Origin of the sequence: Qipengyuania sp. ASV99 (genome assembly GCF_047872805.1) — a bacterium.
In the GTDB taxonomy this organism is placed as follows: domain Bacteria; phylum Pseudomonadota; class Alphaproteobacteria; order Sphingomonadales; family Sphingomonadaceae; genus Erythrobacter.
Map to the genome: position 1 here is coordinate 334,154 of NZ_JBLQUK010000001.1, position 23,999 is coordinate 358,152.

The following is a 23,999-nucleotide window of genomic DNA, read 5'->3' on the forward strand; positions in this document are numbered from 1 at the left end:
TTGATTTTACCGGTGCGGGCACCGGTTGACACTTGTCCAACAAAAATGCGTTTTGGCAGAGCGCCTTCGCGTTCCTAGCGCAGCTGACGATGAGAAAGAGCGGATGCCGTGGTATCACCCCGCCTCGGTGTAGGAAACCGCCCTAAATGGTTTGAAAATGGCCGCTGGCCTTCAACTCATCCATGAAACTCTGAGTGTAGGCCTGTTCCGGACGTTCGCGGACCGCTTGGTCGAGCGCTTCGGCATCCTTGCCAACCAGTATGCGCCATTGTCCGGCCTGCACTCCGTCCAATATCACCTTTGCCGCCTCGGCTGAGGACATGGGCGCGTTATCGCGAAAGCCCGAATTGGCGAGTTCGATGATCTGATCCTCGCTCAAACTTGCCGGATCGACACCTTGCGATTCCAGAATGAATTTGAGCTCCTTTTCGACCCCGCCCTGTATGCGCATCGAATTGCCCGCAATGTCGGTGCCGATATGGCCGGGCATAACAACCGAGCAGGTGATGTGCGGCGCGTTGTTCGCCAGATCGACGATCAGCGCCTCGGTAAAACCTTTCACCGCGAATTTCGCCGCCGAATAGGCAGTGTGCGGACGCTGCGGACCCAGCGTTGCCCAGAAGCCATTGACGCTCGACGTGTTGACGATGTGGCCCGCATCCGCGTTTTTCAGCAGCGGCAGAAATGCGCGCACGCCGTGGATGACCCCGTAAAAGCAGATATTGAACGTCCGCTCCCACGCCGCGCGCTCGCCCGCAACAAAACTGCCGCCACCGGCGATCCCGGCATTGTTGAACAAAAGATGGATCTTGTCGGTATCAAACGCGGTTCGCACTTCATCGGCCCATGCATTCATCTCCGCTTCGATCGAGACATCGGCGCGCGTGCAATGCACCATGGTGCCTTGCGGCGCGGCGGCGCGGCAAAGGCGCTCCGTCTCTGCCATGTTGGCCGCTGACACATCGCACATCGCAACGGAACAGCCCTCCGCCGCCAAGGCCAGCGCCAGCTCGCGTCCCATTCCTGTCCCACCGCCGGTGATGACAGCGATTTTCCCCGCAAAATCGTTCAGCGCCATTGTCCTCACCCCCAGAATGTTGGCCCCGTTTCAGGCATTTAGCTCGTCGCGCGGTCGGCTTTGTCTTTTTCGTTTGTGCCCTTGATCATCGCCCGCATCTGGTCCCATTCGGCATCGCCCAGCGCGTGGAGCATGGGGTAGAATGTGCCGCCGGTCGCCTGAAAGCCTGCGCCATCGATCGCGATCGTCTGACCGTTCACATATTCCGCCCCCGGTCCCATCAGGAACACCGCGAGATTGGCGAGTTCGTGCATTTCGCCTGCGCGGCCCATTGGGTTCATCGAATTGTTCGAATTGCCGCCCGACCCGCCGGGGTTCAGCCGCGCGCTCATCCCCTTGGTCGGGAAAAGTCCGGGCGCAATTGCGTTAAACCGCAGGCCATAGCGGCCCCATTCGGTCGCCAGGCTTTGCGTCATGGCGTTGATCGCGGTCTTGGACATGGCAGAGGGGACGACAAACGCGCTGCCCGACCATACCCAGGTGGTGAGGATCGAGAGGAAGCTGGCGCGTTTCTTCTCCGCTATCAACCTTTTGCCCACGTCGAGCGTCACATAGAAAGTGCCGCGCATCACGATGTCGGCAATCGCGTTGAATCCATTGACCGACAGATCTTCGGTCCGGCTGATGAAATTGCCCGCCGCATTGTTGACCACGCCGGTCAGCGCACCGCCGTCGGCCCAGATTGCGTCGATCATGGCATGGATCGCGTCAGCATCACGGATGTCGCAGGCATGGGCGACGACTTTGCCCCCTGAAGTTTGGGCGTGAAGGCCCATCAATTCGGCAGCGGTTTCATCCAGTTTGTTCTGCCGCCGACCGCAGATGTAAACCTCTGCGCCCAGTTTCAGGAAGCCTTCGGCCATTTCGCGCCCCAAGCCAGTGCCGCCGCCGGTGACAAGGATGCGTTCGCCCTGCATCAGGCCGTCGCGGAACATGAGCTTTGAAATGTCCATTTTAGTTTCCTCTAGGTTCTCGTCATTGCGAGCGAAGCGAAGCAATCCAACGCCGCCCGCCTGGCGCACTGGATTGCCGCGGAGCCTCCGGCTCCTCGCAATGACGACCAATCACAGACCCAGCACGGTCTTTGCAATTATGTTCTTCTGCACTTCATCCGACCCGCCAAAAATGGTTGAGGCGCGGTTGTTGAGATATCGGCCCATCGCGGTCTGCGCATATTCACTGCCGACGGGTTCGGGCGCTTCATTGCCGTAAAGCGGACGCTCCAACGGCAATTGCAGCGCATCATGGCCCAGCAGTTCAAGCCGCAGCGTATCAACTTCTTGCCCGATATTGGCGCCCAGCAATTTGACCAGCGAGGTTTGCGGGCCCGGCGCGCGGCCTTTCGCCAGTTCGGCAAGGATCCGCAATTCGGTAAACTCCAGCGCTTCGGCTTCGAGCCGGGCGCGGGAAAGCCGGTCGCGGAAGCGCGGATCGTGGGCAATCGCGCCGTTCACGCCCGAAGGCTGGGTTTCAGCCAGCTCAGCCAGCCGGTCGATGCTTTGCAACAGGCGCGGGGCAAAGCACGACCCGCCGCGCTCATTTTCCAGCAGGAATTTGGCGATCGACCAGCCTGCGCCTTCGTCGCCGATGCGGTTTTCCGCCCGAGTGCGGGCATCGGTGAAGAACACCGCGTTGACCTCATGATCGCCCGACATCGAATGGATCGGTGTCACCTCGATCCCCGGCTGATCCATCGGCAACAGCAGGAAAGTGATCCCCGCCTGTTTCTTCACACTCGCATCGGTGCGCACCAGCGCGAAAATCCAGTTGGCGTGATGCGCATGGGTGGTCCAGATTTTCGATCCGTTGACGACATAATCGGTGCCCTCGAGCCGCGCCGAGGTTTTGAGCGAGGCAAGGTCCGACCCGCTGCCCGGTTCGGAATAACCCTGACACCAGTAATCTTCGCCAGACAGGATGCGGGGCAGGAACCGCGCCTTTTGTTCGGGCGTGCCGAATGCGCAGATCACCGGCCCGACCAGCCGCAAGCCAAGGATCGCCAGCGCGGGTGCGCCGGCCAGCGCGCATTCCTTTTCAAAGATGAATTTCTGCGTCGGGGTCCAACCCGTGCCGCCGTCTTCCTTGGGCCAATGGGGCGCGACCCAGCCTTGTTCAAACAGGATGCGGTGCCATTCCATCCCGATGTCGGGTTCGACAAACACGCCGGGCGTGCGCCGCGCGCCATCTTTCAACCGGTCTGGCAGCTTTTCGCACAAGAATTTGCGCACTTCTTCTCTGAAGGCGAGGTCTTCGGGGGAAAAGGTCATATCCATGGCGTGCGTCCCTTATTCGCCGTCTCTCTGAGCCCAGCCAATCGAGCGGCGAAGCATGTCGTAATACACATCGTAATTCCACGCGCACATTTCCTTGTGCGGATAGAAATCCTGCATTCCCGGCAGATCGTAATGGCCCCGGCAATGGCCCAGCGTGTTGTAAACCACGCGCCCCTTGCCAATGTCACGTGTGTAAAGGATTGGCACGGCGGTTTTTTCCCACGTGCCTGCGACAAAGCCGGTGGCTTCGCCTTCAAACGTGGTCTGCATCAGCGTGTCGATTTCGGCTGTCGTGGCCGAGAGGTAAAGCTCGTCGACCACGTCGAAATCCTCGATCCCGTGCGTCAATTCGTGATCCTTGTTGACCACTTCAACGGTGAAGGGGCCGATGGGGGGATGCGCCTTGAACTGCGTGCCGAGCATGCCGAACACATCGGGGCGATCCTCCGGCGTATCGACCAGCCCCTCTGCGGTGAACACGAGGATCGAGTTGGTGCCGTGCAGCGCCAGCCACTTGCCGCCCTTCTCCAGCCATGCGCGCAGCTGCGCCGCCTGCTGCACACTTGGCATCAGATCGCAGGTGTAGGTGATGAGGAAACGGCACTGATCGAGCCGCTCCAGCCCCGAATAATCCGCCGCGACGGTGGTGCGGATATGCGGATGCTCTGCCAACAGTTTGAGCACTTCGAGCCGAGGGTAATCGATATCGTGATATTTGCCCGCCGCGATGAAATGGGCGTCAATGCGGGTTGCGGGTTGGTTGCTCATTATCGGCGTCCTAACTTCTGATGCTGCCGCCGCCATCGACGGTGAAATCGCAGCCGGTGGTGAAACTTGCTTCATCGCTGGCAAGGAACACGGCTGCTTTGGCGACTTCGTGGGGTTCACCGATGCGGTTCATCGGATGGGTGGCGGCAAAACTGGTCTCGATATTCTCCGGCGTGTCGGCACCGGAATATTTGTAGCGGTCATACATTGGCGTGCGGATAGCACCGGGATGGACCATATTGGCGCGGATCGGAAGCCCGCGTTCGGCGCAGTCGAGCGCAACGCTGCGGGTCAGGCCCTGCAATCCGGCCTTTGACGCGCTGTAGGCGGCGACAAAGGCTGCGGCACGGATTGCGATCATCGACCCGATGTTGACGATGGCGCAGGGTTCTGAGCTGGCCTCCATCGCGGGGATGGCGGCGCGCATTCCGTAAAACGGTCCTTCGAGATTGATGTCGATCGTGCGCCGCCAGCTATCAAGGTCAACGTCAACGACATTGCCCGGTTCAGATATGCCCGCGACATTGCACAGCACGGTCAACTTGCCAAAGCGCGTCTGCACCGCCTTTACCGCCAGGTGCCAATGGTCAAGGTCGCGCACGTCCAGTTCAAACGCGTCGGCGTTATCGCCCAGTTCCCCGGCCAGCGCGCGGGCCTTGTCGATCTGCACGTCGCACAGCATGACCTTGCCGCCCTCGGCCACGATCATTCTGCCGATCGCGGCTCCGATCCCTTCGGCACCGCCCGTGACAAGCGCGACCTTGCCCTGCATCTTTCCAGCCATCTAACGCTCCAGAATGGCGACTGCGGAAAGGCCGGGCGCGCCGTAAACATGGCTGTAGCCGGTCTTTGGCCCCTTGCCGTCTTTTCCGGGCACCTGCCGTGCGCCCGCACGGCCGCGCAATTGTTCGACGTTTTCATAGACCTGCCGCAGGCCCGATGCGCCAATCGGTTCCCCGCAGGCGAGGCAGCCGCCATCGGTGTTGATCGGCAGCTTGCCACCGCGCCGTGACCAGCCATTGGCGAGCCATTCTTCCTGATCGCCGTCCTGGCAAAAGCCATTTTCAGCCATGTGCATCACTTCCGCACCGCTTTCGGTATCCTGCAATTGCGCGACGTCGATATCGTCGGGGCCGATCCCGGCGCGTTCAAATGCGGCTCTGGAGGCAAGCACGGTGGGCTTGCCGCCTTCCTTGATGCTGACGCCGGGCTGGAACACTTCGAAACTGTCAGGCGGGCGGGTCTTGACCGCGATGCTGGCGATCCTGACCGAGCCATTGTTGCCAAGCGCGCCTAGCTCGCGTGCCTTTTTCTCGCTCGCTAGGATCAGCGCAACCCCTCCTTCGGCAGGGGCGCAGAACATATATTTTGTCAGCGGATCATTGATCATTGGCGCGTTCATGATCGTTTCGAGATCAATTTCGCTGCGCCGCCATGCATGCGGGGTCACCGCGCCGTTGATAAACGCCTTTTCCGCGACCCGGCCCAGCGTTTCCCGGCTGATCCCGTAAAGCTGCATATAGCGCTGAATCTTGAGCGCAAAGAATTGCGTGGTCAGCATCATGCCGGTCTGGCCATACCATTCAGGCAGGCCGTAATCCGATGGCTTGGCGTTGAAGGCCCCGCGCGGATGCTTGTCAAAACCCACCGCCAGCGCAAGGTCATACATCCCGCTGGCTATGGCTTGCTGCGCGGCGGCGAGCGCGCTGCCCCCTGTGGCGCAGCCATTGGCGACATTGGTGAAAGGCAGGCTGGTCAGACCAAGCTCGTTGACCATGATGTCCGCGCTGCCCGCCGCCGCCGATCCGCCATAGGCGCATTCGATGTCGGTCCATTCCAGCCCCGCATCCGCCATCGCCTGACGCACGGCAAACACACCCTGTTCGCGGCCCGAGCGTTCTTCGGTCCGGCCAAAGGGATGGATCCCGGCGCCGATAATATAGACATTCTCGCTCATGCGGCCTGATCCTTGGATGGGGTAATGGGGCGGAATGCGTAAGTGTCATGCGCCGCGTTGAAGGGGACGATGCAAAATTCGACCGGCATGTTGAGCGACAGGTCTTCGAGCCGTGCATCGACGATCCGGCTTTCGACGATCACTTCGCCGGGCAATTCGACATAGCCCAGCAGGAAGGGTTCAAAGTCTGGAGGGCCTTCGCCGGGACCGGAACCGGGGCCTTCATAGGGCTGTTTGGGCAGAAAGTCCTGCGAGGTCCATGACCACAGCGTGCCGGTGCGCGCCAGTTTGTAAGGCTCAACCTCCTTCGCCGCATCGCCTTGCGGCATCGGGAAAACCACTTCGCCCGATGGCAGCCTGCCGCCCATCAGATGCGGCTCTGGCCCGTCGCTCCACAACTCCGGATCGATTTTCAGTCCCATTTCAGCCCTCCTCAGGCCGCTAACGAATATTCTGAAAGCGCGCTGTCGGTGTCGCCAAACAGCTTGCCCAGCACCATCACTCGCTTCATCGCGTGGCCAATGGCCAATTCATCGGTGATCCCCATGCCGCCATGCATCTGCACCGCCTCGCGCGCGACCGCATCGACATTCTCGCCGATAAAGGCCTTGGCTCCGGCGGCGGCGCGCAGCCATGCCGCATTGTCCGCCTGATCGGTCAGTGCCGCGCGGTACAACATCGAACGGCATTGCTCGATCCGCGCATAGCATTCGACCAGCCGGTGCTGGAGCGCCTGAAAACTGCCAATGGCGACGCCGAATTGCTGGCGTTCTTTGACATAGGTGAGTGTATCGTCGAGCAGGCGCTGACCCAGACCCAGCATTTCTGCCGAAGCCATCAGCCGCGCCTTGGCAACGATCGCGGTGATTGCGGCTGCGTCCAGATCCAGCCGCGCGGCTGTGTCCACCGCCACTCTGGTCAGCCGGACCTCGCCTGCAATGCTGCCATCGGTCAGGCGGTAAGCGCGCACGTCGACCCCGGGCGCATCGGCGGGGACATTGAAGCAGGTCGTCACGCCGCCCAGATCGGCGGTCACAATAAACATATCCGCCAGCAAAGCGCCCATCACGAAGGTCTTTTCGCCGCTCAGCGTAAACCCGGAGGCCGATGGCTCGGCCTTCATATGCGCTGCTGTCAGATTGTAGCGCTGCGCCCGTTCGGCCCAGGCGAGGCTAGCCAGTTGTTCGCCAGCGAGAACTCTTTCGAGCATGTCCTGCGCTCCGCCAGCGGACAGCATCAGCGCCGGAACGACACCATGCTCCAGCCACGGGTCGGGCGAATTGGCCTTGCCGATGGCCTCTGCAATCAATGCCAGGTCAACCACTGATCCGCCCATGCCGCCCGCATCTTCGGGCGCAGCAAGCGCAATCAGGCCAAGCTCCGCCAGCCGGGTCCAGCGGTCACGGTCATAGCCTGTTGGCGATAGCCGCAGCTTGCGCCTGGCCTCCACATCAATGGGCGCAGCAAAGCGCTCTACTGAGCTGCGGAACATTTCCTGTTCCTCGGTCAGGTCGAAATTCATGGGCGTCAGGCTTTCTTCGAAAACGTGATCGGCAACCGGATCACGCCGCGCAGCAGGATATTGGGAAGCACCTTGATCCCGCTTTCGTCCGAAACCGCAAAATCATCGAGCCGTTCGAGCAGCTCGTCAAAGGCGACCAGCATTTCCTTGCGGCTGAGCATGTTGCCAACGCACATATGCGGTCCCTTGCCAAACGCCTGATGCGCGCGGGCATTGGTGCGCTCAATGTCGAATTTGTCGGGATTTTCGAACTTCTTCGGATCGCGATTGGCGGCGGCGTAGCGCAATTGCACCACCGCGCCTGCGGGGATGGCGGTGCCGCCCAGCTCGGTATCCTGTTTGACGATCCGCCACATGCCCGCGGTTGGCGTTTCATAGCGCAGGCTTTCCTCGACCAGATTGCCGATCACCTTGGGATCGCGCCCCCCTGCCGCCGCCTTGGCCTTGGCCATCTGATCAGGGTTGCGGATCAGTTGCAGCAAACCGCCCGCAAGCGTCGAAGTTGTCGTTTCATTACCGGCGACCATGAATTGCTGCATGATCGACATGATTTCTTCGTCGGTCAGCGGGGTTTCGCCCTCCACGCGGGCCTCGACCAGATCGGTCAGCAAATCGTCCCCGCCATTGGCGCGGCGGTCCTCGATCTTGCTCTTCATGTATTTCTGATATTCGATGAAGGCGCGGGCGCATTCAAGCTGACGTTCGCGTGATACCATCTGGCTAAACCGGTCGACGGCGGCGTCGGACCAATCCTTTACCTGGCGCGGATCATTATCGAGCCCGATCTGCTGCGCGATCATCGCCACCGGCAGCGGGATGGCGAACTCTTCGACAAACTCGCATTCGCCTTTGCTGGCCATGGCATCGATCAATTCGATGGATTTGGCGCGCATGTCCGCTTCGATGGCGTTCACGCGCGGGGCGGAAAAGGCGAGATTGACGAGCTTGCGGTTGCGTGTGTGCACCGGTGCATCGGCGGTCAGGAGAGTGGGCGGATTGTCCCAGCCATCCTTGAGGATTTCCTGAATTTCCTCGTCCTCTGCCCCCATCAGGACGGTGAAATCGTTGGAGAACACCTCGGGCTTGCCATTCGCCTCGTTGCACAGATCATAGCTGTAGACGACGTAAGTGTTCATTTCCGGCAGGTGTTCGATTGCGATCCCGGCATCGTGGATCGCGCGGTAATAATCGAACGGATCGAGCAGCGTTTCGGGGGCAAAGACGCTGGTGTCCTTGATCGCTTCGGGCTTGTTCATGGCGGAGGCTCCCATCCGGCGGAATTTTGTATTTTGAGCCTAGCGAAAGCGGAGGACCTTATGCGATGCGCGAATGTGTTAGGATTGGCCCGCCAGATCGCCAAATTCGCGCACGAATTCGGCGCTGTCGAAATAGTCGCGCCATTTGGCAATCTTGCCGGCTTCGTTGATTTCAAACACGCCCATCACCCGGATCACCCGGCGTTTGCCCTTCATTTCGAACCAGTCGGTTCTTTCGGTCAACACCACATTGCCATTGGCGGCAATGTGGTGGGTGTCGAACCCGCAAGCCTCGACGCCGGGGAACATGTCCATCTTGGCGCGAACCTGCGCGATTCCGTTGACGGTGGACAGCGGAAGATCGGTCCATTCGATGTCTTCGGCCATAAAGGAATAGATCTTCTCCAGATCATATTCGCCCCAAGCGGCAATGAAGGCTTCGATGGTTTGCATTGGGGTCATGGCTGTTCTCCGGCGATGAAATTGAGCGCATTGGCAAGCGCTTGCCGCACATGCGGATTGGCATAGGTCTGCGGCGCGTCGCCGAATTGCAGATAGACCAGCGGGGCATTTCCGACCGTCTTGTGCCACGCGACCAGATTGCTTGCCGGAGGATGGTTCCAGCCCACATTCGAATAGAGCGTGCCCGATATGCCCAGCGCGGCGGAATAGAAATTGTCGCGGGTGAAGGCATAGTCTGACCGGATCAGCGGTTCGACTTCGGCTTCGAATATTTCAGCCAGATACAACTCGTCGCAGACCGGAAACTGGCCGGGCAAACCGGCAGTAACGGGGTGATCGGCCGCGACCTGCGCGGTGTATTGGACATCGTGGCGATAGCCGGAATCGAGCATCGCTTCGCCGCGCACCTGGCCGGGGGTGTAGAGAAACCGTCCGCCCAGCATTTCGTGCCATTCGGGCCAATCCGCCCAGCCGGCCAGCGCGTGATGCATCGCCACTGCGCCGCGTCCGCTGGCAAACCTTTCGATGATCGCCCGCCGGAACGCAGCGGAAGGTGGGCGCGACGTCACCCAATTATCGGCAAATGTGTACCCGCCCATGTCATAAAACAGCACCGCATCGGCATCGCGCGCCGCGCCGCCTGCCACCGCATCCTCGGCTTTGGGATGCATCAGATGCGTGATGTCCCAATCGCTCACGCTGGCGAGCAATTCGGCAAAGGGTTCGCGTTCATAGGCATGCCCGCCGGACAGGACGAGAAGCGAGCGGCTCATGCGATCTTGAGGATCATCTTGCCGTCATTGGTTCCGGCGAACAGGCGCATGAAACTGTCGAAGGCATTTTCCAGCCCCTCGTCCACATGTTCGTCAATGGTCAGCTGCCCCTGCGCCGCCCACACTCCCATTGCCTGCGCGCCCTCGCCAAAGCGGGGGACGTAATCGGCCACCAACAGCCCGCGAATATGCGCGCGCTTGACGATCAACTGCCACAGATTGCGGATGCCGCGCGGCTCGGTGTTGTATTCGCTGATGAGACCGCACAGCCCGACGCGCGAATGCAGGTTGAGGTTCATCAGCCCCGCATCGAGGATAATCCCGCCGACATTCTCAAAGATGACATCCACGCCGTCGGGGCAGGCTTCGGCAATCGCGGCGGTCAGTGCGGCCTCATCCTTGCCGCGATAGTCGATCGCGGCATCGAAGCCGTATTTGCCGGTCAGCCGGGCACATTTTTCCGGGCCGCCGGCGATCCCGACCGCGCGGCAGCCATGGATCTTGGCCAATTGCCCGACCAGGCTGCCGACCGCGCCTGCCGCGCCGGTGACCAGCACCGTCTCGCCAGCCTTTGGTTCGCACACTTCGAGAAACCCGAAATAGGCGGTCATGCCCACTGCACCGAAGATCGACAGGTAATTGGTCACACTCGGCACCAGCGATGCGTCAATCGGCTGAGTGAACCCGCCGACGGCGCTGATCGAGTAATCCTCCAATGCGTTGAGCCCCATCACCCATTGCCCCGGCGCAAAGCCATCAGCACGGCTTTCCTCGACCACGCCAATCGTGCTGGCGCGCACTGGATCGCCCAGCGGGATCGGCGGCATGTAATTGCCTGTCGCATCCATCCATCCGCGCATCGCCGGATCGAGCGAGGCGTAATGGTTGCGGATCAGGAACTGGCCCTCGGCAAGCTCCGGCGTCGCCTCTGTGATGATCTCGAAATCCTCGCGCACAGGCTCGCCATCGGGGCGACGCTGGAGCAGGAAGCGGCGGTTGTCAGGCATCAAATTTCCTTCGGCTATGGATTTTGCAATTCAAGCCGCCACCAGCTTCACGGGGATTGCGCTTTGCAGGCTTTGCCCGGTGATCGGATCGAAATCGACCACTTCGCTGGTCAACCGGTTGGTCGAAGAACCGCGCTCGCGCACGTCCTCTTTCGAAGCGTCCGCGTCGCCGTAAGCATGCGCCATCGAGACCAGCCCCCGGCGCACCTTGTCGCTCGCCTTGACAACGCCGTGAATTGTGGCGTGCGGGCTGGTGATCTCGACAATTCCGCCTTCTTCCAATCCCAGTGCCGCAATGTCATCCGGGTGGATATAGGCCGGATTGGTGGTGGTCTTGGCCTGCAATTTCTTCAGCGGATGACCGATCGAATTGAACCGAGTCTTTGACCGGCGGCTGATGAGTTTGAATTCATATCCTTCGCGGCTGGGCATGTTCTGGGCATAGCGCAGGATTTCATCAGGCATCGCGCCTGCGGCAAGGTCAAAACGGTGAAATTCGTCCTCCTCCACAGGTTCAACATCAGGATGCAGGTCAGCGTAAACGACCGCCGCGCCGCCATTGGCCTGCGCATCGCGCCGCACCCGGCTGGGCTTCACCAGCGACCCGGCGACCATCAGATCAAGGAATTCTTCCTTGGTCGGTTTGCGGTCAGTGGGCAGCGGTCCGCCCGCCAATTGCATCGTGATCCCCAAATGCTTGGCGAGTGTCCAGAACATCTCATATTCGTCGATCACGTCGCCCGGTGGGGTCGCAACCGCTTCGACATAGCGGGCATAGGGGGTTTCGTGCCACCATTCGGACAGGTTGGTGATGTCCTCGCGCTCAAGACATTGCGACGGGGCGAGCACCACGGTCGCGCGCTTGGCACTCGCGCTCATCCATGGGTCGATCTGCACAAACAGGTCGAGGTCATCGAGCGCGCGGACCATCTTCGCCTGATCGGGGAAACCGACCACTGGATTGCCGCCAACCGAAATCAGCGCGCGCACTTGCCCGTCGCCGGGGGTCAGAATCTCGTCAGCCAGAACGTTGCAGGGCATTTCCCAGCCCAGATGGCCAAGGCCCCTGAACCGCGATTTGGGCATGCCATCTGCCCCGAACATCGGAACCGGCGGCGCGACCTGAGCGCGGCGCGGGCCCTGCGGGGTGGTGAAGACACCGGGAATCGCGGCCTTTTCGCCTTCCTGTTTGAAGCGCGCGCAAATCGTGTTGAGGCAACACACCAGATATTCGGTCAATGTCCCGTTGCCCGCCATTTCTGGGCCGGTGCCGGTGACCGCGCAGCCTTTTGACCCGCCAGCGAACATCCGCGCGGCGGCGATCAACTGATCGGCCTCCACCCCGGCGCGTTCTGCAGCGACTTCGGGCGTCATCACTTTCACCGCGGCGGCGAGTTCGTCAAACCCGTCGACATGGGCCGACACGAAATTGCGATCATACAGCCCTTCTTCGATGATCACATGCAGCATCCCGGCGAGCAGCGCGGGGTCTTCACCCGGCTTTACCGGCAAATAAATGTCGGCCAGCCGCGCCACATCGCTCATCCGTGGGTCAGCGACGATCAGTTTGAGTCCCTCCGCCTGACGGTCGCGGATGCGGCGTGAAGGGCTGAACGGCGGCACCCCGCCGACCGGGGCATAATGCGAAACGATCGGATTGTTGCCGATGAACATCGCCACATCGCTTTCGCTGAACGTGTTGGGTCCGGCCATCCATTTGCCATAGCGCATGGTGGTGAACACCTTTGCGGGCTGGTCCAACGTCACTGAAGTGTAGAAATTGCGCGTGCCGACGGCTTGCGCAAAGCTGAGCGAGGCAGCCATTGCAGCGCTGTTCTGAAAGCCGCCCGAGCCCATGAACACCGCAACCGAATGGGGGCCATATTGGTCGATGATCCGGCGCAATTCATCCGCGACATGCGCCAGCGCATCGGGCATTGGCGTTTCGCGGAAATCCCCATCCTCGCCGCGCACGAGGCTGTGATGGAGCCGATGTTCGGCATTGTGCGAATCGGGCAGCTCGCGCCCTTTCATACAGGTGTAGCCGCCATATTCCGGGTCATCGGGATCGCCGCGCACTTCGATCACCTTGCGCCCGCTTTCGGTATCCTCAACATCGACCAGCATCGCGCAATTGGCATGGCAAAACCGGCAAAACGTCTTGTGAGTCTCTACGCCCATCACAAATCTCCTCGATTGAACGATACCAGAGAGCGCGCGCGCAGCGACTGACACTTTTGTCCGTAGAGGCGGCGCGGCGCTATCCGCATTAGTGGGGTAACAACAGGAGATTTCCCAATGCCCACCACCGCCCGCCAATGGCTCTTGAACGGACACCCGCGCGGCCGCGGGATTGCCGATGACGATTTCAAGCTGGTGGAAACCGCCCTTCCCGATCCCGGTGCAGGTGAAATGCTGCTCGCCACGCGCTATCTGGGGTTTGATCCGGCGCAAAAGGGCTGGATGGAAAACATCGCAGACTATGTTGCGCCGATGGCGATTGGCGATGTCATGCGCGGCAGCGGGATTTGCGAAGTTGTCGCCAGCAATGGCGGCAAGTTTGCAGTTGGCGACTATGTCTTCGGCACGACCGGTTGGACCGAATATCTCGTCAGCGATGGCGAAGGGATGACCAAGGTCGAGACCGATCTGCCGCCCACTGCCGTGCTATCAGTGCTCGGCACCACGGGGCTGACTGCCTATTGCGGATTGTTCAAGGTGGGCAGGCCGGTGGCAGGCGACACCGTGCTCGTTTCCGGCGCTGCGGGGGCAACCGGCAGTGTTGTCGGTCAGCTGGCAAAGATCGCCGGGTGCCGCGCGGTGGGCATCGCGGGCGGCGCGGAAAAATGCGAATGGCTGGTTAGGGAAGCGGGCTATGACGCCGCGATCGATTACAAGGCGGGCAATGTAAAGGCGCAGATCCGGGAGCATTGCCCGCGCGGGGTCGATGTCATCTATGACAATGTCGGCGGCGTGATCCTCGACGATATGCTCGCCAATATCGCCACTGGTGCGCGAGTGGTGATCTGCGGCGGCATTTCGCGCTACGAATCGGGCGGCCTGCCCACCGGACCTGGCAATTACTTCAACCTCATCTTTCGCCGCGCCAGCATGGCCGGGTTCATCGTGCTCGACTGGGCCAGCGAATTTCCCGCGATCCGCAAACGGCTCGAAGGGTTTGTCGCAGATGGCAGCCTGACATATCAGGAAGATATTCAGCACGGCTTTGAAAACGCGCCGGAGACTTTGCAGCGACTGTTTGCAGGCAAGAACCGCGGCAAACAGATGCTCAAGCTCTAGGTCCTGACCCTAGCCCAGATCACCCGGCTGGTTCACATTCATCAGCGGTGGGTCGAGGACGATCCGCCGCGCCCCGACCCTTTCGGCAAAACCATAAAGCGCGCGGCCGCCCTGTGCGATGAAGTCCGCCAGCGCAGGGGCCAGTTCGACCGGCCAAAGCCCGACGACCGGCTGGCTCTGAACGATGGCAGCGCCCTCTCCGATTAGCAGATCGGCAAGGTCACGGGGCAGATTGGGAGCATCGACTCCCGCCGACAGGACATGGGTGAAATCAGCGCCGCCTGCATGGCGCAGTGCCGCGTTCAATCCTCCCAGCGGGCCAAGACCGGCTTGCGGGAAGTCGGGCACACACTCGAAGCCGTCCTCTTCCCGCCCCGCAACAATCACATCTGCGCATTGCAGCGCCAATGCAGCCGCCACATGGTCAATCAATCTTTTGCCTTGGTATCGGGCATAAGCCTTGTCGCTGCCGAACCGGCGCGCTTGCCCACCAGCGAGGATCGCTCCAAGAATTTTAGTCAAATGCCTCGGTCGCCTGCCCATCGGCATTGTAGACTGGCCCTTCGGCATCGACGCGGTATTTCTTGCTCGCCGCAGCGGTCAGCCCGAACGTGCCGATATGGTCCCGCATTCCGGCATAGGCTGCGTTGGCAAAGTGATGCGCGAGCGCTTCCTCGCTGGCCCATTCCTCGAACACGTTGACGCGCGCAGGGTCGTTGCCATCGGCGCTCCAATCATAGGCGATGCAGCCGTCCTGCGCGAGCGCCGCGTCAATATGCGGCTTGGCAAGCCTCAGCGCTTCCTCGCGCTTTGCAGGGTCGAGGTCGATCTGTGCGGCAATGACAATCTTGGCCATGGGGCTCATCCTAGTTGCGGGTTGTATTCGGCGACGATCTGAAACTTGCGGTGCGTGAACACCCATTGTCCGTCAATCTTCGCGAGTGTGTCTTCATAGAGCCCACCGACGATGCGGGTTTTGCCGTCTTTCATATGCAGGATTTCCTGCGTCTGGACGCGCGAGGTGGCGGTGTCACCAGTCACTTCGATCATGCAGGGCACGCAGTGGAAACTCACTGCTTCGATCCCGCTCATCGCCTGCTGCCAGAAACCGACAATGGCATCCTTGCCTTCGAATAAATTGCCAAAGAAGTCCCACGTAGCATTGTCAGCCCAGACGGTGCCCCAGGTTTCGGCATGTTTGCGCACCACGCCATCGGCATAGATGCCATTGAGTTCGGCGATCGCCTGACGATCCTCGGCTGGTCCTGTGAACATTTCTGGCCTCTCCCTTGTTACGGGCAATCCTATCCAAGAGCGAAGGGGCTTCAACAATGGACACTTTTGGGAAGGGTGCAGGCGGCGCGCCCCGTGCTAGACCCTGATGCAACACTAGGGAGAGCATTATGGGCCAGTTGGAAGGCAAGACCGCGGTTGTGCTGGGCGCGGCAAGCGCCGGGAACATGGGGCAGGTGATCGCGCGCCTGTTTGCCAGCGAGGGCGCAAAAGTGATGGTCGCGGGCCGGAAGCAGGAACCGCTGGCGGCGCTCGCAGAGGAGATCGGCGGAGCCTATGCGCTCTGCGACATCACCAGCCACGATCAGGTTCATGCACTCGCCGCCAAGGCGAAGGCCGAGTTTGGCCGGGTCGATGCCGCGATCAACTGCACCGGCTGGGGCTTGCTGGCGAGCCTGCTCGACACCTCTCAGGACGATCTCGATCAGATTACCGCGCTGCAGTTCAAGGGCGTGCATCACTTCCTTCAGGCGTTCGTTACGGTGATGAGCGAGCAGTCACCCACCGGCGGCTCGATCATCTCGCTGTCTTCCGCCACGACCAAGGCGCTGATCAACAACCACGCCGCCTATATCGGCACCAAGCGCGGGTCGGAGGCGCTGATCGAATGCGTCGCCAATGATTATGGCCATCTCGGCATTCGCGCCAACACAGTCTCGCCCGCCTTCACCGAAAGCCCGATGACGGCGGAGAGTTTTCAGGTGCCGGGCCTCGTCGATGCGTTCCTGCCGCGCTATCCGCTGGGCCGTCTCAACACGTCAGAGGACGTGGCGCACGCCTGCCTGTGGCTGTGCGGCGATCATGCCTTTGTCACCGGGCAGAACATTCAGCCCAACGGCGGGGTCACAATCCGCGGCAACCCGCAGGCGACCGATATCGAAGCGGCCGTGGGCGCAGCCATGGCGCGGATGCAGGAAGGCTGAGCCATCGCGCCGTCATCGCCCCCTAGAACTGCGCGGTCCCGCCATCCACGCTGAGGTTCGCGCCGGTGATCCCCGCGCCTTCCTTGGACGCGAGCAGCAGCGCCATCGCGGCGATTTCCGCGACCGTATTGGGGCGCTTGATCGCGGCTTCTGAGGCGAACATGGCGATCATCTCGTCAAACTCCATCCCCATCGCCTTGGCCGTGGCCGGACCGCTGTTGCGGATGATGTCGGTCACCACCAGGCCGGGGCAGATGGTGTTGACCGTCACGCCTGCCTCTCCCACCTCGCGCGCGAGGCTTTTGGTCAGACCGTTCACCGCATGTTTGGCGGCGGTGTAGGCGGTGAACACCGGCTTGCCATGCTTGCCTTCCATCGACGACATATTGATGATCCGCCCGTCGCCCTTGGCCAGCATCACCGGCAGCGCGCGGCGGCAGGCCCAGAAGGTTGAATAGACGTTCCACTTCATTGCCTCGTCAAACGCCGCATCGGACAGATTGACCAAAGGTTGCAGATCGCCCGCTCCGCCGGCATTGTTGACGAGAATATCGAGCGTCCCGAAGGCTTCGATAGCGCCGTCGATAAATCCTTCGACATCGGCCTGCTGCATCACGTCGCCCGCGATGAACACGGCGCGGTCGGACCCGAACCCATTGGCGGCCAGCTCCTCCAGCACCTTTGCGCCCTTATCCGGGTTGCGCGCGAACAGTGCGACTTTTGCGCCCTCTGCCAGAAACGCCTCCGCGATCCCGCGTCCCAATCCGGCGGTGCCCCCGGTGATCGCTGCAACTTTGCCTTCGAGTTTCATGCCGACTCTCCTTCGATTCCATGCGTAGCGAGACACCGGGCAGGGCGCACCTTGCCAAAATGAGCAATTGCCTGTGGCGCCTGCGAAAGCGCTTATGTTTTGCATGAGCGACACCGACATCATCATCCTGGGCTGCGGGCCCGCCGGAATGACCGCCGCGCTCGCCGCGCATGAAGCGGGCGCGCGGGTCACGATTGTCGAACGGTTCGACCGGATCGGCGGCACCGGAGCGGTGTCGGGCGGAGTGATCTGGGTGGCGGATAATCCGCGCCAGCGCGCCGCGGGCATGGCCGACAGCCGCGCCGAGGCGCTGGCCTATTTCCGCGCCCTCGATCACGGCGATCTGGTCAATGAAACGCTGGAGGCTTTCGTTGACCAAGGCCCCGCAGCGCTCGCTTTTCTCGAACAGGCGGGCGCGCTCAAGGTCGCGCTGCTCGATGGCTATCCCGATTATTATCTCGACCGCCCCGGCGCAAAGCCCGAAGGCGGGCGCGCGCTCGACCATGATCTGTTCGCGCTAGGCGATCTGGGCGAATGGGCCGCGCGCATCACCGCGATCGAAGAACCCAAGCCGATGATGCTGCGCGAAACCCCGCTGGGCGGCGGCAGCGGGATCGTGCCGCCCGAAGAATTGCAGCGCCGCATGGCGAACAATGAACGCGGCTTTGGTCAGGCGATGGTCGCCCGGTTGCTGAAAGCGTGCCTCGACCGGGGGATTGAGCCGATCCTGAATGTCCAAACGCAGCGTCTGATGAAAGAGGGAGTGCGCGTGACCGGGATCGAAGGCCTGCGCAATGGCTCGCCCTTTACCCTCACCGCCAGCGGCGGGGTGATTGTCGCCACCGGGGGCTTTGAATGGGATGCGGATATGCGCCAGACTTTTCTGCGCGGACCGATGGACGCCCCCGCAAGCCCGCCGACCGCGCGCGGCGAAGGGCTGGCATTGGCGATGGCTGGCGGAGCAAAGCTGGGCAATATGACGCAAGCCTGGTGGGCGCCGACTTTGGTGATCCCCGACAATCCCTGGCCGGGAGGAGAGCGGCGCGCCGCCCCGGTGCTGATCGAGCGCACGGTGCCGCATTCACTGATGGTCAATCGGTCGGGCCAGCGCTTTTGCAACGAAGCGGCCAATTACTCGGCGCTTGCCGGGGCGTTTCACCAGTTCGACCCGCAGAGCTATGATTATCCCAACCTGCCCGCATGGCTGGTGTTCGATGCCAATTATGTTGATCGCTATCCCATCGGGCCGCGCCTGCCCGGGCAGCCCGTGCCCGATTGGGTTACGCGGGCGGAAACGCTGGCGGAACTGGCTGATCTGATTGGTGTCCCCGGTCCGGCGCTGGCGGCGACAATCGCGCGCTTCAATTCTCATGCCGAAGCCGGACACGATCCCGATTTTGCGCGCGGCACCAGCGCTTACGATCATTTTTACGGCGACCGCAGCAGAGAAGGGAGCGCCGTGACGCTGGGCCCGGTGGAGCGCGCGTCGTTCTATGCGGTGGAGATCCGTATGGGGCTGCTCGGCACCAATGGCGGGCCGCGCACCGATGGGCAGGCGCGGATATTGGGCCATGATGGCGATCCCATTCCCGGCCTTTACGGCGCGGGCAACGCTATCGCCTGCCCTACCGGCGGGATCTATGCCGGCGCGGGCGGGACTTTGGGTCCGGCGCTGACCTTTGGATATATCGCCGGGAGGAGCGCGGCGCGCGCGAACGGCTAACGGTTCTTCGCCTCGAACTCAATGTTGAGCTGTTTCAGGCTCCGCAGCAGAAAATGCGGGTGATAGCTGAAGTCGTTTTGCCCCTCGGCGAACCACATGTCCTCGAACCGGTCCACCACCGCCTGAAACCCCCAGGTCAGCTCGCGCCGGGCCAGCGGCGCGCCAAGGCAGTGGTGCGTGCCTGATCCGAAGGCCATATGCGCGCCAGCCTTGGGACGCTCCAGATCGAGCTTCTCTGGGCACTTAAACACCCGTTCATCCCGGTTTGCCGCGCCGTAACGAACATTGACCACCGATCCGGCGGGGATCGTTACCCCGTCGAGTTCCACGTCGGCATGGGTAAAGCGCATCAGCGATTGCACCGGACTTTCGAGCCGCAGCACCTCCTCGACGAAAGTGCGCATATGGCGGTCCGGATCGGATTTGAGCTGGTGCCACACATCCTTGTTCTCGATCAGCAGCTTCATCCCCGCCGCCAGCGCATTGGTGGTGGTCTCGCTGCCGCCGACAAAGGTATCGGCCATCATCTCGGCGTGGAGTTCATTGTCGTTGAGGGGGCGGCCCCAGCCTTCGATCACAGTGTTTACCAGCACCGAGATGAGACTGTCATCGGGGTGCTCGCGCAGGCGTTCAAAGATCGGCTGAAAATAATGCTGCGCCTCGATCTCGCGGTCGACCATGCCCAGATGCTGATCTTCGGGCAACATCATCGAGATGCGGTGGAAGAATGCATCGGTCCAGCCCTTGATCCGCCACATGTCGTCAGTGCTGGCACCCATTTGTTCGCCGATGATGAACAGCGGCAGGGGCACGCAGAACTGGCGCACCCAATCGCAGCGTCCGTCCCCCACAAATTCATCGATCAATTGATAGGCCAGCGTTTCGACGCGCGGGTCAATCTGCTTGATGCGGCTGGGTTTGAACGCTTCGTTGAACATTGCGCGCATCTGTTTGTGGCCCGGATCGTCGCGTCCGGCCAGCGTCGGCGCAGGGAGCCAGCCTCTCTGCTTGAACCGCTCTGCCACCTTGCGCCCGCGTTCCATGTCGACCGGGCTGGCGCGCATCATTTCATTATGCGCGGTCGAAGGGAAGCGCGCCGGGTCCATCAACACTTCGCGGACATGATCATAGCGGGTGACGACGTAAATCTGGGTGCCGGGGATGTTGTAAACCGGAGCCTCGTCGCGCAAGCTGCGATAGGCGTCATAGGGGCATTGCTGCACCTGCGGGTCGAACAGGTTGATCTGCGACGGGTCGTTCAATTTTCCCTCCCGAAAGTGCCTATGGCCACCAGCCCCGGACCGGCGGACAATCGGGCCGATTGCACGGTTAGGGCAACTGGCGGATTGGGGAGGACGGGCGGATGGATGCACGGCTACAGGAACTGCTCGACAAGCAGGCAATCGGCGAGGTGATCCAGCGATATTGCCGCACGCTCGACTGGCTGGACGATGCGGGCCAAGCGAGTTGTTACTGGCCCGATGCGGCCATCGAATACGGCTTTTTCAGCGGCAAAGCGGAGGATTTTCTGCCGGTGGTGATGGCCACCGAACGCAGCCTTGCGCGGCGCTGGCACATGCTGTCGCAGCCGCTCATCCGGTTTCATTCGGCGGTTTCGGCGAGCAGCGAGTGCTACGGCATTTTCGGCGGCGGGCGGATGCAGGAGGATGGCAGTATCGCCGGCGACCTGATCGGCGGGCGCTATCTCGACGAATGGGAGAAGCGGAGCGGCGAGACGGGCGATGAATGGCGCATTTCGGCGCGGGCCTATGTGCTCGACTGGAAATCGCCGCTGACCGATCAACCGATGTTCGAACCCGATCCCGCCTTTCCGCTGCCGACCTACCGGATCGACGCGAGCGGGCATCCGGCCTACCGCGCGCTTTAACCCTCCGCCGGCGGGTCCATATAGTCGCGGTAATAGGTCAGCTGGCCGCCAGCGACCTTGTAAATGCCGCAGCCGCCGCTCGAACCTTCGGGGGTGTGCATCGTCCAGCGCGCCCAGCAGGCGCGATCATCGCCGTAGATTTCATCGACGGTGAAGTGGATTTTGCGCTCGCTCATCTCTTTCACCATCGTGGTCATGAAGCCGAGGATCGCCTCACGCCCTTGATAGGTGCCCCAGACCGGGTCCTCGACCACCGCATCCTCGGCGAACATCGGCGCCAGTCTGGTGTAGTCGCCGCTGTCCTGAACCTGCCAGAATTGTTCGATCACGCGCTGTGCTTCGCCTGCCATTGCTGTCTCCCTTGCGCTGCGAACAATGCCACGAAGCGCGGCGCGACTGCCCCTGTGAAAATGTGGAGGGGCACAATGGCGCAAGGCAGGGGTATCCTGCAGCGCAAAGGAGAGCGATCATGTCGACCATCGCCCGCGTATCCTCGGCTGTGCTGGGAGAGCCCGCGCATTTCGGCAGCGTGCTGGCGCATCAGCCCGCAATCGCCGCTGCCTTCACCGGGCTTTACGGCGCGTTCTGGGGCAGCGATGTGCTGTCCGCGCGGATCAAGGAGGTCGCCCGGATGCGCAATGCACGCGTCACCGAATGCGGGTTCTGCCGCAATGTCCGGTTCGACAAGGCGGTTGCGCAGGGGCTGGGCGAGGAGATCGTCGACGATATCGACTGGGGCTATGAAACATCGGAGCGGCTATCCGATGCGGAAAAGGCGGTGCTCAAATTCACCGATGCCTTCATCCATGACCCTGAACTGCTGACCGGCGATGCAGAAACGGCGCTCAAACGGCATTTGTCGCCCGAGCAAATCGCGGAACTGGGCCTGGGGCTGACCCTGTTCCTCGCGCTGGCCAAGGCGCTGATCACGCTGGGGCTGGAGCCGGAAGCGATGGACCGCACCGTACTGCCTACCCCAGCGCCTTCGGAACTGGCGCAATGAACGGCCCCGTTGCCGCAGCGCTCGCGGGATCGCCCGCTCTGCGCGAGCGATTCGAGGTGTTTCGCAGCGCCGCTCAGGAAGCCCTGGGCGAAGAGCTGACCGCGCAGGTTGAGCGGGTCGTGGCGCAGGTCCACGGGCTTGGCCCCGAAATGCAGGGTGGCATTGACAGCGCGGCGCTGGCCTATGCCCGCCGCATCCCGTTCGAACACACCGCGATCACCGATGCAGAGGCCGCCGCGGTTATCGCTGAACTGGGCGAGGCGCGCTTCGTCGCCTTTTCCGTGGTGGCCGCGCTGGCCGACGCCGAATGCCGCGCTGAGAAGGTGCGTCTGCCGAGCCTCGCCGCAGGTTAATTCACCGCGCGGTCTTTACCTTCCCAATAGGGCGCGCGCAGCTCACGGCGCAGGATCTTGCCCGACGGATTGCGCGGCAGGGCGGCGATGAAATCGACCGATTTGGGGCATTTGTAACCCGCAATATGCTGCCGCGCATGGGCGATCAGTTCGGCTTCGGTCAGTTCCTCGCCGGGTTTTACGACCACGCAGGCCTTGACCTCTTCGCCCCATTTTTCCGAAGGAATGCCGATCACCGCGACATCGGCGACCTTGGGATGCGCATAGAGCGCGTTTTCGACCTCTGCGGGATAGATATTCTCCCCGCCGGAGATGATCATGTCCTTCACCCGGTCGTGGATGTAGAGATAGCCGTCCGCGTCAAGATAGCCCGCGTCCCCGGTGCGCAGCCAACCCTCGGCATCAATGGTGGCTGCGGTGGCCTGCGCGTTGTTCCAGTAACGGCTCATATTCTTGGATGAGCGCGTCGCGATTTCGCCCACTGTCCCGGCGGGCACCGGATTGCCCTCCTCGTCGATGATCTTGATCTCGACGCCAGCCAGCGGCTTGCCGACGCTGCGCATCCGGGGCGATCCTTCGGGCACGTGATCTTCGGGATCGAGCGCGACGATTGTGCCGCTGGTCTCGGTCATGCCGTACATCTGCACAAACCCGCAGCCCATCACCTCCATCGCCTGTTTCATCAGTTCAAGCGGGATCGGTGAGGCGCCGTAGGTCACATATTTGAGGCGGCTGAAATCGACCTCGCGCACACGGGGGTGATTGAGCAATATCTGGATCGCGGCGGGCACCAGAAAGATTTTCGAGATGTTGAAATTCTCGATCAGGTCCAACGCCTTGGTCGGATCATATTCGGGCAGGACGATGGAGTTGGTGCCCGCCACCATCGTGCCGATTCCGGTGCCGGTGCCGCTGATATGGAAACACGGCATGGCGAGCAGCGTGACATCGCCCTGAACCGGTTCCTGCCACGCCCGGTCATATCCCTCAGCGCGGCTCGACAAGATCGAACCATGCGTCATCACCGCACCCTTTGGCCGCCCGGTGGTGCCTGATGTGTAAAGCTGCAAGGCATCGTCATCCAATCCGACATCAGCATCCACCGGCTCCGCGGCAAACCCATCACGCCAATTGCGGTAATCGGTGCCGGAGTGGTCGGGAGCGTCGATCCCGATGATTTGTTCGATCCTTGGCGTGTCACTGCGCACCTGCGCCAGCACTTCGGCGAAACCTTCGCCCACGAACACGGTCCGCGCTTCGCAATTGGCAAGGATATAGGCAACCTCGGGCGCGGCGAGCCGCCAGTTCACCGGGGTCATCACCGCGCCGATCTTGGCCGCGCCCAGCAAAGCCTCAAAATAAAGCGGGTGGTTCTTGCCGAGGAAGGCGACCCGTTCTCCCTTGGTCACGCCTTGCGCGATCAAGGCATGGGCGACGCGGTCGCTGCCTGCGTCAAGCTGTTCAAAAGTGATGACTTCATCGCCAAAGGTGAACGCCGCCGTGTCCGGCGAGACACGCGCATGTTCGCGCACAATGTCGCAAAAGGAGCGGGCTTCGATCATGATGTCCTGTGCCATATTCGCGGAAACTACGCGCAGGGCGCGCGCGG

The 23,999-nt window shown here is 61.7% G+C and carries 26 protein-coding genes; 6 read left to right on the plus strand and 20 right to left on the minus strand.

All coding sequences use genetic code 11. The features are described from left to right. Window positions 1-142: 142 nt before the first annotated feature. The 13 genes from ACM64M_RS01660 to ACM64M_RS01720 form a co-directional block, all read right to left on the minus strand. Window positions 143-1,078, minus strand: coding sequence for an SDR family NAD(P)-dependent oxidoreductase (locus tag ACM64M_RS01660; RefSeq protein WP_416226895.1), 936 nt, complete (start codon window positions 1,076-1,078; stop codon window positions 143-145). A 38-nt stretch (window positions 1,079-1,116) separates the two neighbouring features. Then, window positions 1,117-2,031, minus strand: coding sequence for an SDR family oxidoreductase (locus ACM64M_RS01665; protein WP_416226896.1), 915 nt, complete (start codon window positions 2,029-2,031; stop codon window positions 1,117-1,119). A 111-nt stretch (window positions 2,032-2,142) separates the two neighbouring features. Next, on the minus strand, window positions 2,143-3,351 hold the full coding sequence (locus ACM64M_RS01670; RefSeq protein ID WP_416226897.1) for an acyl-CoA dehydrogenase family protein: 1,209 nt from the start codon (window positions 3,349-3,351) through the stop codon (window positions 2,143-2,145). Between the two features lie 12 nt (window positions 3,352-3,363). Beyond that, window positions 3,364-4,119 (minus strand): ThuA domain-containing protein, encoded by a 756-nt coding sequence (locus ACM64M_RS01675; RefSeq protein WP_416226898.1) that lies wholly within the window; start codon window positions 4,117-4,119, stop codon window positions 3,364-3,366. 10 nt (window positions 4,120-4,129) lie between these two features. Then, window positions 4,130-4,903: an SDR family NAD(P)-dependent oxidoreductase gene (locus ACM64M_RS01680; RefSeq protein ID WP_416226899.1), complete on the minus strand. Its 774-nt coding sequence runs from the start codon at window positions 4,901-4,903 to the stop codon at window positions 4,130-4,132. Next, the gene (locus ACM64M_RS01685) at window positions 4,904-6,076 is read right to left on the minus strand and encodes a thiolase family protein (protein WP_416226900.1); all 1,173 of its coding nucleotides are present in this window, start codon (window positions 6,074-6,076) and stop codon (window positions 4,904-4,906) included. It lies immediately after the preceding gene. Continuing rightward, window positions 6,073-6,498 carry a Zn-ribbon domain-containing OB-fold protein gene (locus ACM64M_RS01690; RefSeq protein WP_416226901.1) on the minus strand — a complete coding sequence of 142 codons (426 nt, stop codon included), beginning with the start codon at window positions 6,496-6,498 and terminating at the stop codon, window positions 6,073-6,075. The genes ACM64M_RS01685 and ACM64M_RS01690 overlap by 4 nt, the downstream gene beginning before the upstream one ends. Before the next feature lie 11 nt (window positions 6,499-6,509). Further along, window positions 6,510-7,598 carry an acyl-CoA dehydrogenase family protein gene (locus ACM64M_RS01695; protein ID WP_416226902.1) on the minus strand — a complete coding sequence of 363 codons (1,089 nt, stop codon included), beginning with the start codon at window positions 7,596-7,598 and terminating at the stop codon, window positions 6,510-6,512. Between the two features lie 5 nt (window positions 7,599-7,603). Further along, complete coding sequence (locus ACM64M_RS01700; RefSeq protein ID WP_416226903.1) at window positions 7,604-8,854, minus strand: cytochrome P450; 1,251 nt, start codon at window positions 8,852-8,854, stop codon at window positions 7,604-7,606. Window positions 8,855-8,932: 78 nt separating this feature from the next. Then, window positions 8,933-9,316 carry a limonene-1,2-epoxide hydrolase family protein gene (locus tag ACM64M_RS01705; protein WP_416226904.1) on the minus strand — a complete coding sequence of 128 codons (384 nt, stop codon included), beginning with the start codon at window positions 9,314-9,316 and terminating at the stop codon, window positions 8,933-8,935. Continuing rightward, the gene (locus tag ACM64M_RS01710) at window positions 9,313-10,089 is read right to left on the minus strand and encodes a ThuA domain-containing protein (RefSeq protein WP_416226905.1); all 777 of its coding nucleotides are present in this window, start codon (window positions 10,087-10,089) and stop codon (window positions 9,313-9,315) included. Before ACM64M_RS01710 ends, ACM64M_RS01705 begins: the two co-directional genes overlap by 4 nt. Continuing rightward, window positions 10,086-11,096, minus strand: a complete 1,011-nt coding sequence (locus ACM64M_RS01715; protein WP_416226906.1) for an NADP-dependent oxidoreductase — start codon at window positions 11,094-11,096, stop codon at window positions 10,086-10,088. The genes ACM64M_RS01710 and ACM64M_RS01715 overlap by 4 nt, the downstream gene beginning before the upstream one ends. Before the next feature lie 30 nt (window positions 11,097-11,126). Then, the gene (locus ACM64M_RS01720) at window positions 11,127-13,277 is read right to left on the minus strand and encodes a molybdopterin-containing oxidoreductase family protein (RefSeq protein WP_416226907.1); all 2,151 of its coding nucleotides are present in this window, start codon (window positions 13,275-13,277) and stop codon (window positions 11,127-11,129) included. Window positions 13,278-13,394: 117 nt separating this feature from the next. Here ACM64M_RS01720 and ACM64M_RS01725 point away from each other — a divergent pair, with 117 nt between their 5' ends. After that, window positions 13,395-14,396, plus strand: a complete 1,002-nt coding sequence (locus tag ACM64M_RS01725; protein ID WP_416226908.1) for an NADP-dependent oxidoreductase — start codon at window positions 13,395-13,397, stop codon at window positions 14,394-14,396. Window positions 14,397-14,405: 9 nt separating this feature from the next. On the opposite strand, the gene mobA is transcribed toward ACM64M_RS01725, so the two are convergent. From mobA to ACM64M_RS01740, 3 genes are read right to left on the minus strand one after another with little or no spacing between them, the layout of a single operon-like run. Next, window positions 14,406-14,918, minus strand: coding sequence for a molybdenum cofactor guanylyltransferase (mobA, locus tag ACM64M_RS01730; RefSeq protein ID WP_416226909.1), 513 nt, complete (start codon window positions 14,916-14,918; stop codon window positions 14,406-14,408). After that, window positions 14,911-15,252 (minus strand): putative quinol monooxygenase, encoded by a 342-nt coding sequence (locus tag ACM64M_RS01735; protein WP_416226910.1) that lies wholly within the window; start codon window positions 15,250-15,252, stop codon window positions 14,911-14,913. The genes mobA and ACM64M_RS01735 overlap by 8 nt, the downstream gene beginning before the upstream one ends. Before the next feature lie 5 nt (window positions 15,253-15,257). Then, on the minus strand, window positions 15,258-15,671 hold the full coding sequence (locus tag ACM64M_RS01740; RefSeq protein ID WP_416226911.1) for a nuclear transport factor 2 family protein: 414 nt from the start codon (window positions 15,669-15,671) through the stop codon (window positions 15,258-15,260). A gap of 128 nt (window positions 15,672-15,799) precedes the next feature. Between ACM64M_RS01740 and ACM64M_RS01745 the strand changes: the two genes are divergently transcribed. Further along, window positions 15,800-16,612 carry an SDR family NAD(P)-dependent oxidoreductase gene (locus tag ACM64M_RS01745; RefSeq protein ID WP_416226912.1) on the plus strand — a complete coding sequence of 271 codons (813 nt, stop codon included), beginning with the start codon at window positions 15,800-15,802 and terminating at the stop codon, window positions 16,610-16,612. Between the two features lie 22 nt (window positions 16,613-16,634). On the opposite strand, the gene ACM64M_RS01750 is transcribed toward ACM64M_RS01745, so the two are convergent. Beyond that, window positions 16,635-17,423, minus strand: coding sequence for an SDR family NAD(P)-dependent oxidoreductase (locus ACM64M_RS01750; protein ID WP_416226913.1), 789 nt, complete (start codon window positions 17,421-17,423; stop codon window positions 16,635-16,637). Window positions 17,424-17,526: 103 nt separating this feature from the next. Between ACM64M_RS01750 and ACM64M_RS01755 the strand changes: the two genes are divergently transcribed. Beyond that, complete coding sequence (locus tag ACM64M_RS01755; RefSeq protein WP_416226914.1) at window positions 17,527-19,146, plus strand: FAD-dependent oxidoreductase; 1,620 nt, start codon at window positions 17,527-17,529, stop codon at window positions 19,144-19,146. Here the strand turns inward: ACM64M_RS01755 and ACM64M_RS01760 are convergent. Beyond that, the gene (locus tag ACM64M_RS01760; protein ID WP_416226915.1) at window positions 19,143-20,408 is read right to left on the minus strand and encodes a cytochrome P450; all 1,266 of its coding nucleotides are present in this window, start codon (window positions 20,406-20,408) and stop codon (window positions 19,143-19,145) included. The two genes, ACM64M_RS01755 and ACM64M_RS01760, sit on opposite strands and share 4 nt — an antisense overlap. Window positions 20,409-20,509: 101 nt before the next feature. On the opposite strand from ACM64M_RS01760, the gene ACM64M_RS01765 reads away from it, so the two are divergent. Beyond that, window positions 20,510-21,034: a nuclear transport factor 2 family protein gene (locus ACM64M_RS01765; protein ID WP_416226916.1), complete on the plus strand. Its 525-nt coding sequence runs from the start codon at window positions 20,510-20,512 to the stop codon at window positions 21,032-21,034. Here the strand turns inward: ACM64M_RS01765 and ACM64M_RS01770 are convergent. After that, complete coding sequence (locus ACM64M_RS01770; protein WP_416226917.1) at window positions 21,031-21,384, minus strand: nuclear transport factor 2 family protein; 354 nt, start codon at window positions 21,382-21,384, stop codon at window positions 21,031-21,033. The genes ACM64M_RS01765 and ACM64M_RS01770 overlap by 4 nt on opposite strands. 119 nt (window positions 21,385-21,503) lie before the next feature. Between ACM64M_RS01770 and ACM64M_RS01775 the strand changes: the two genes are divergently transcribed. Further along, window positions 21,504-22,037, plus strand: a complete 534-nt coding sequence (locus tag ACM64M_RS01775; RefSeq protein ID WP_416226918.1) for a carboxymuconolactone decarboxylase family protein — start codon at window positions 21,504-21,506, stop codon at window positions 22,035-22,037. Continuing rightward, the gene (locus ACM64M_RS01780; RefSeq protein ID WP_416226919.1) at window positions 22,034-22,390 is read left to right on the plus strand and encodes a hypothetical protein; all 357 of its coding nucleotides are present in this window, start codon (window positions 22,034-22,036) and stop codon (window positions 22,388-22,390) included. The genes ACM64M_RS01775 and ACM64M_RS01780 overlap by 4 nt, the downstream gene beginning before the upstream one ends. On the opposite strand, the gene ACM64M_RS01785 is transcribed toward ACM64M_RS01780, so the two are convergent. Then, window positions 22,387-23,967, minus strand: a complete 1,581-nt coding sequence (locus tag ACM64M_RS01785) for a fatty acid--CoA ligase (RefSeq protein WP_416226920.1) — start codon at window positions 23,965-23,967, stop codon at window positions 22,387-22,389. The genes ACM64M_RS01780 and ACM64M_RS01785 overlap by 4 nt on opposite strands. Window positions 23,968-23,999 lie beyond the last annotated feature (32 nt).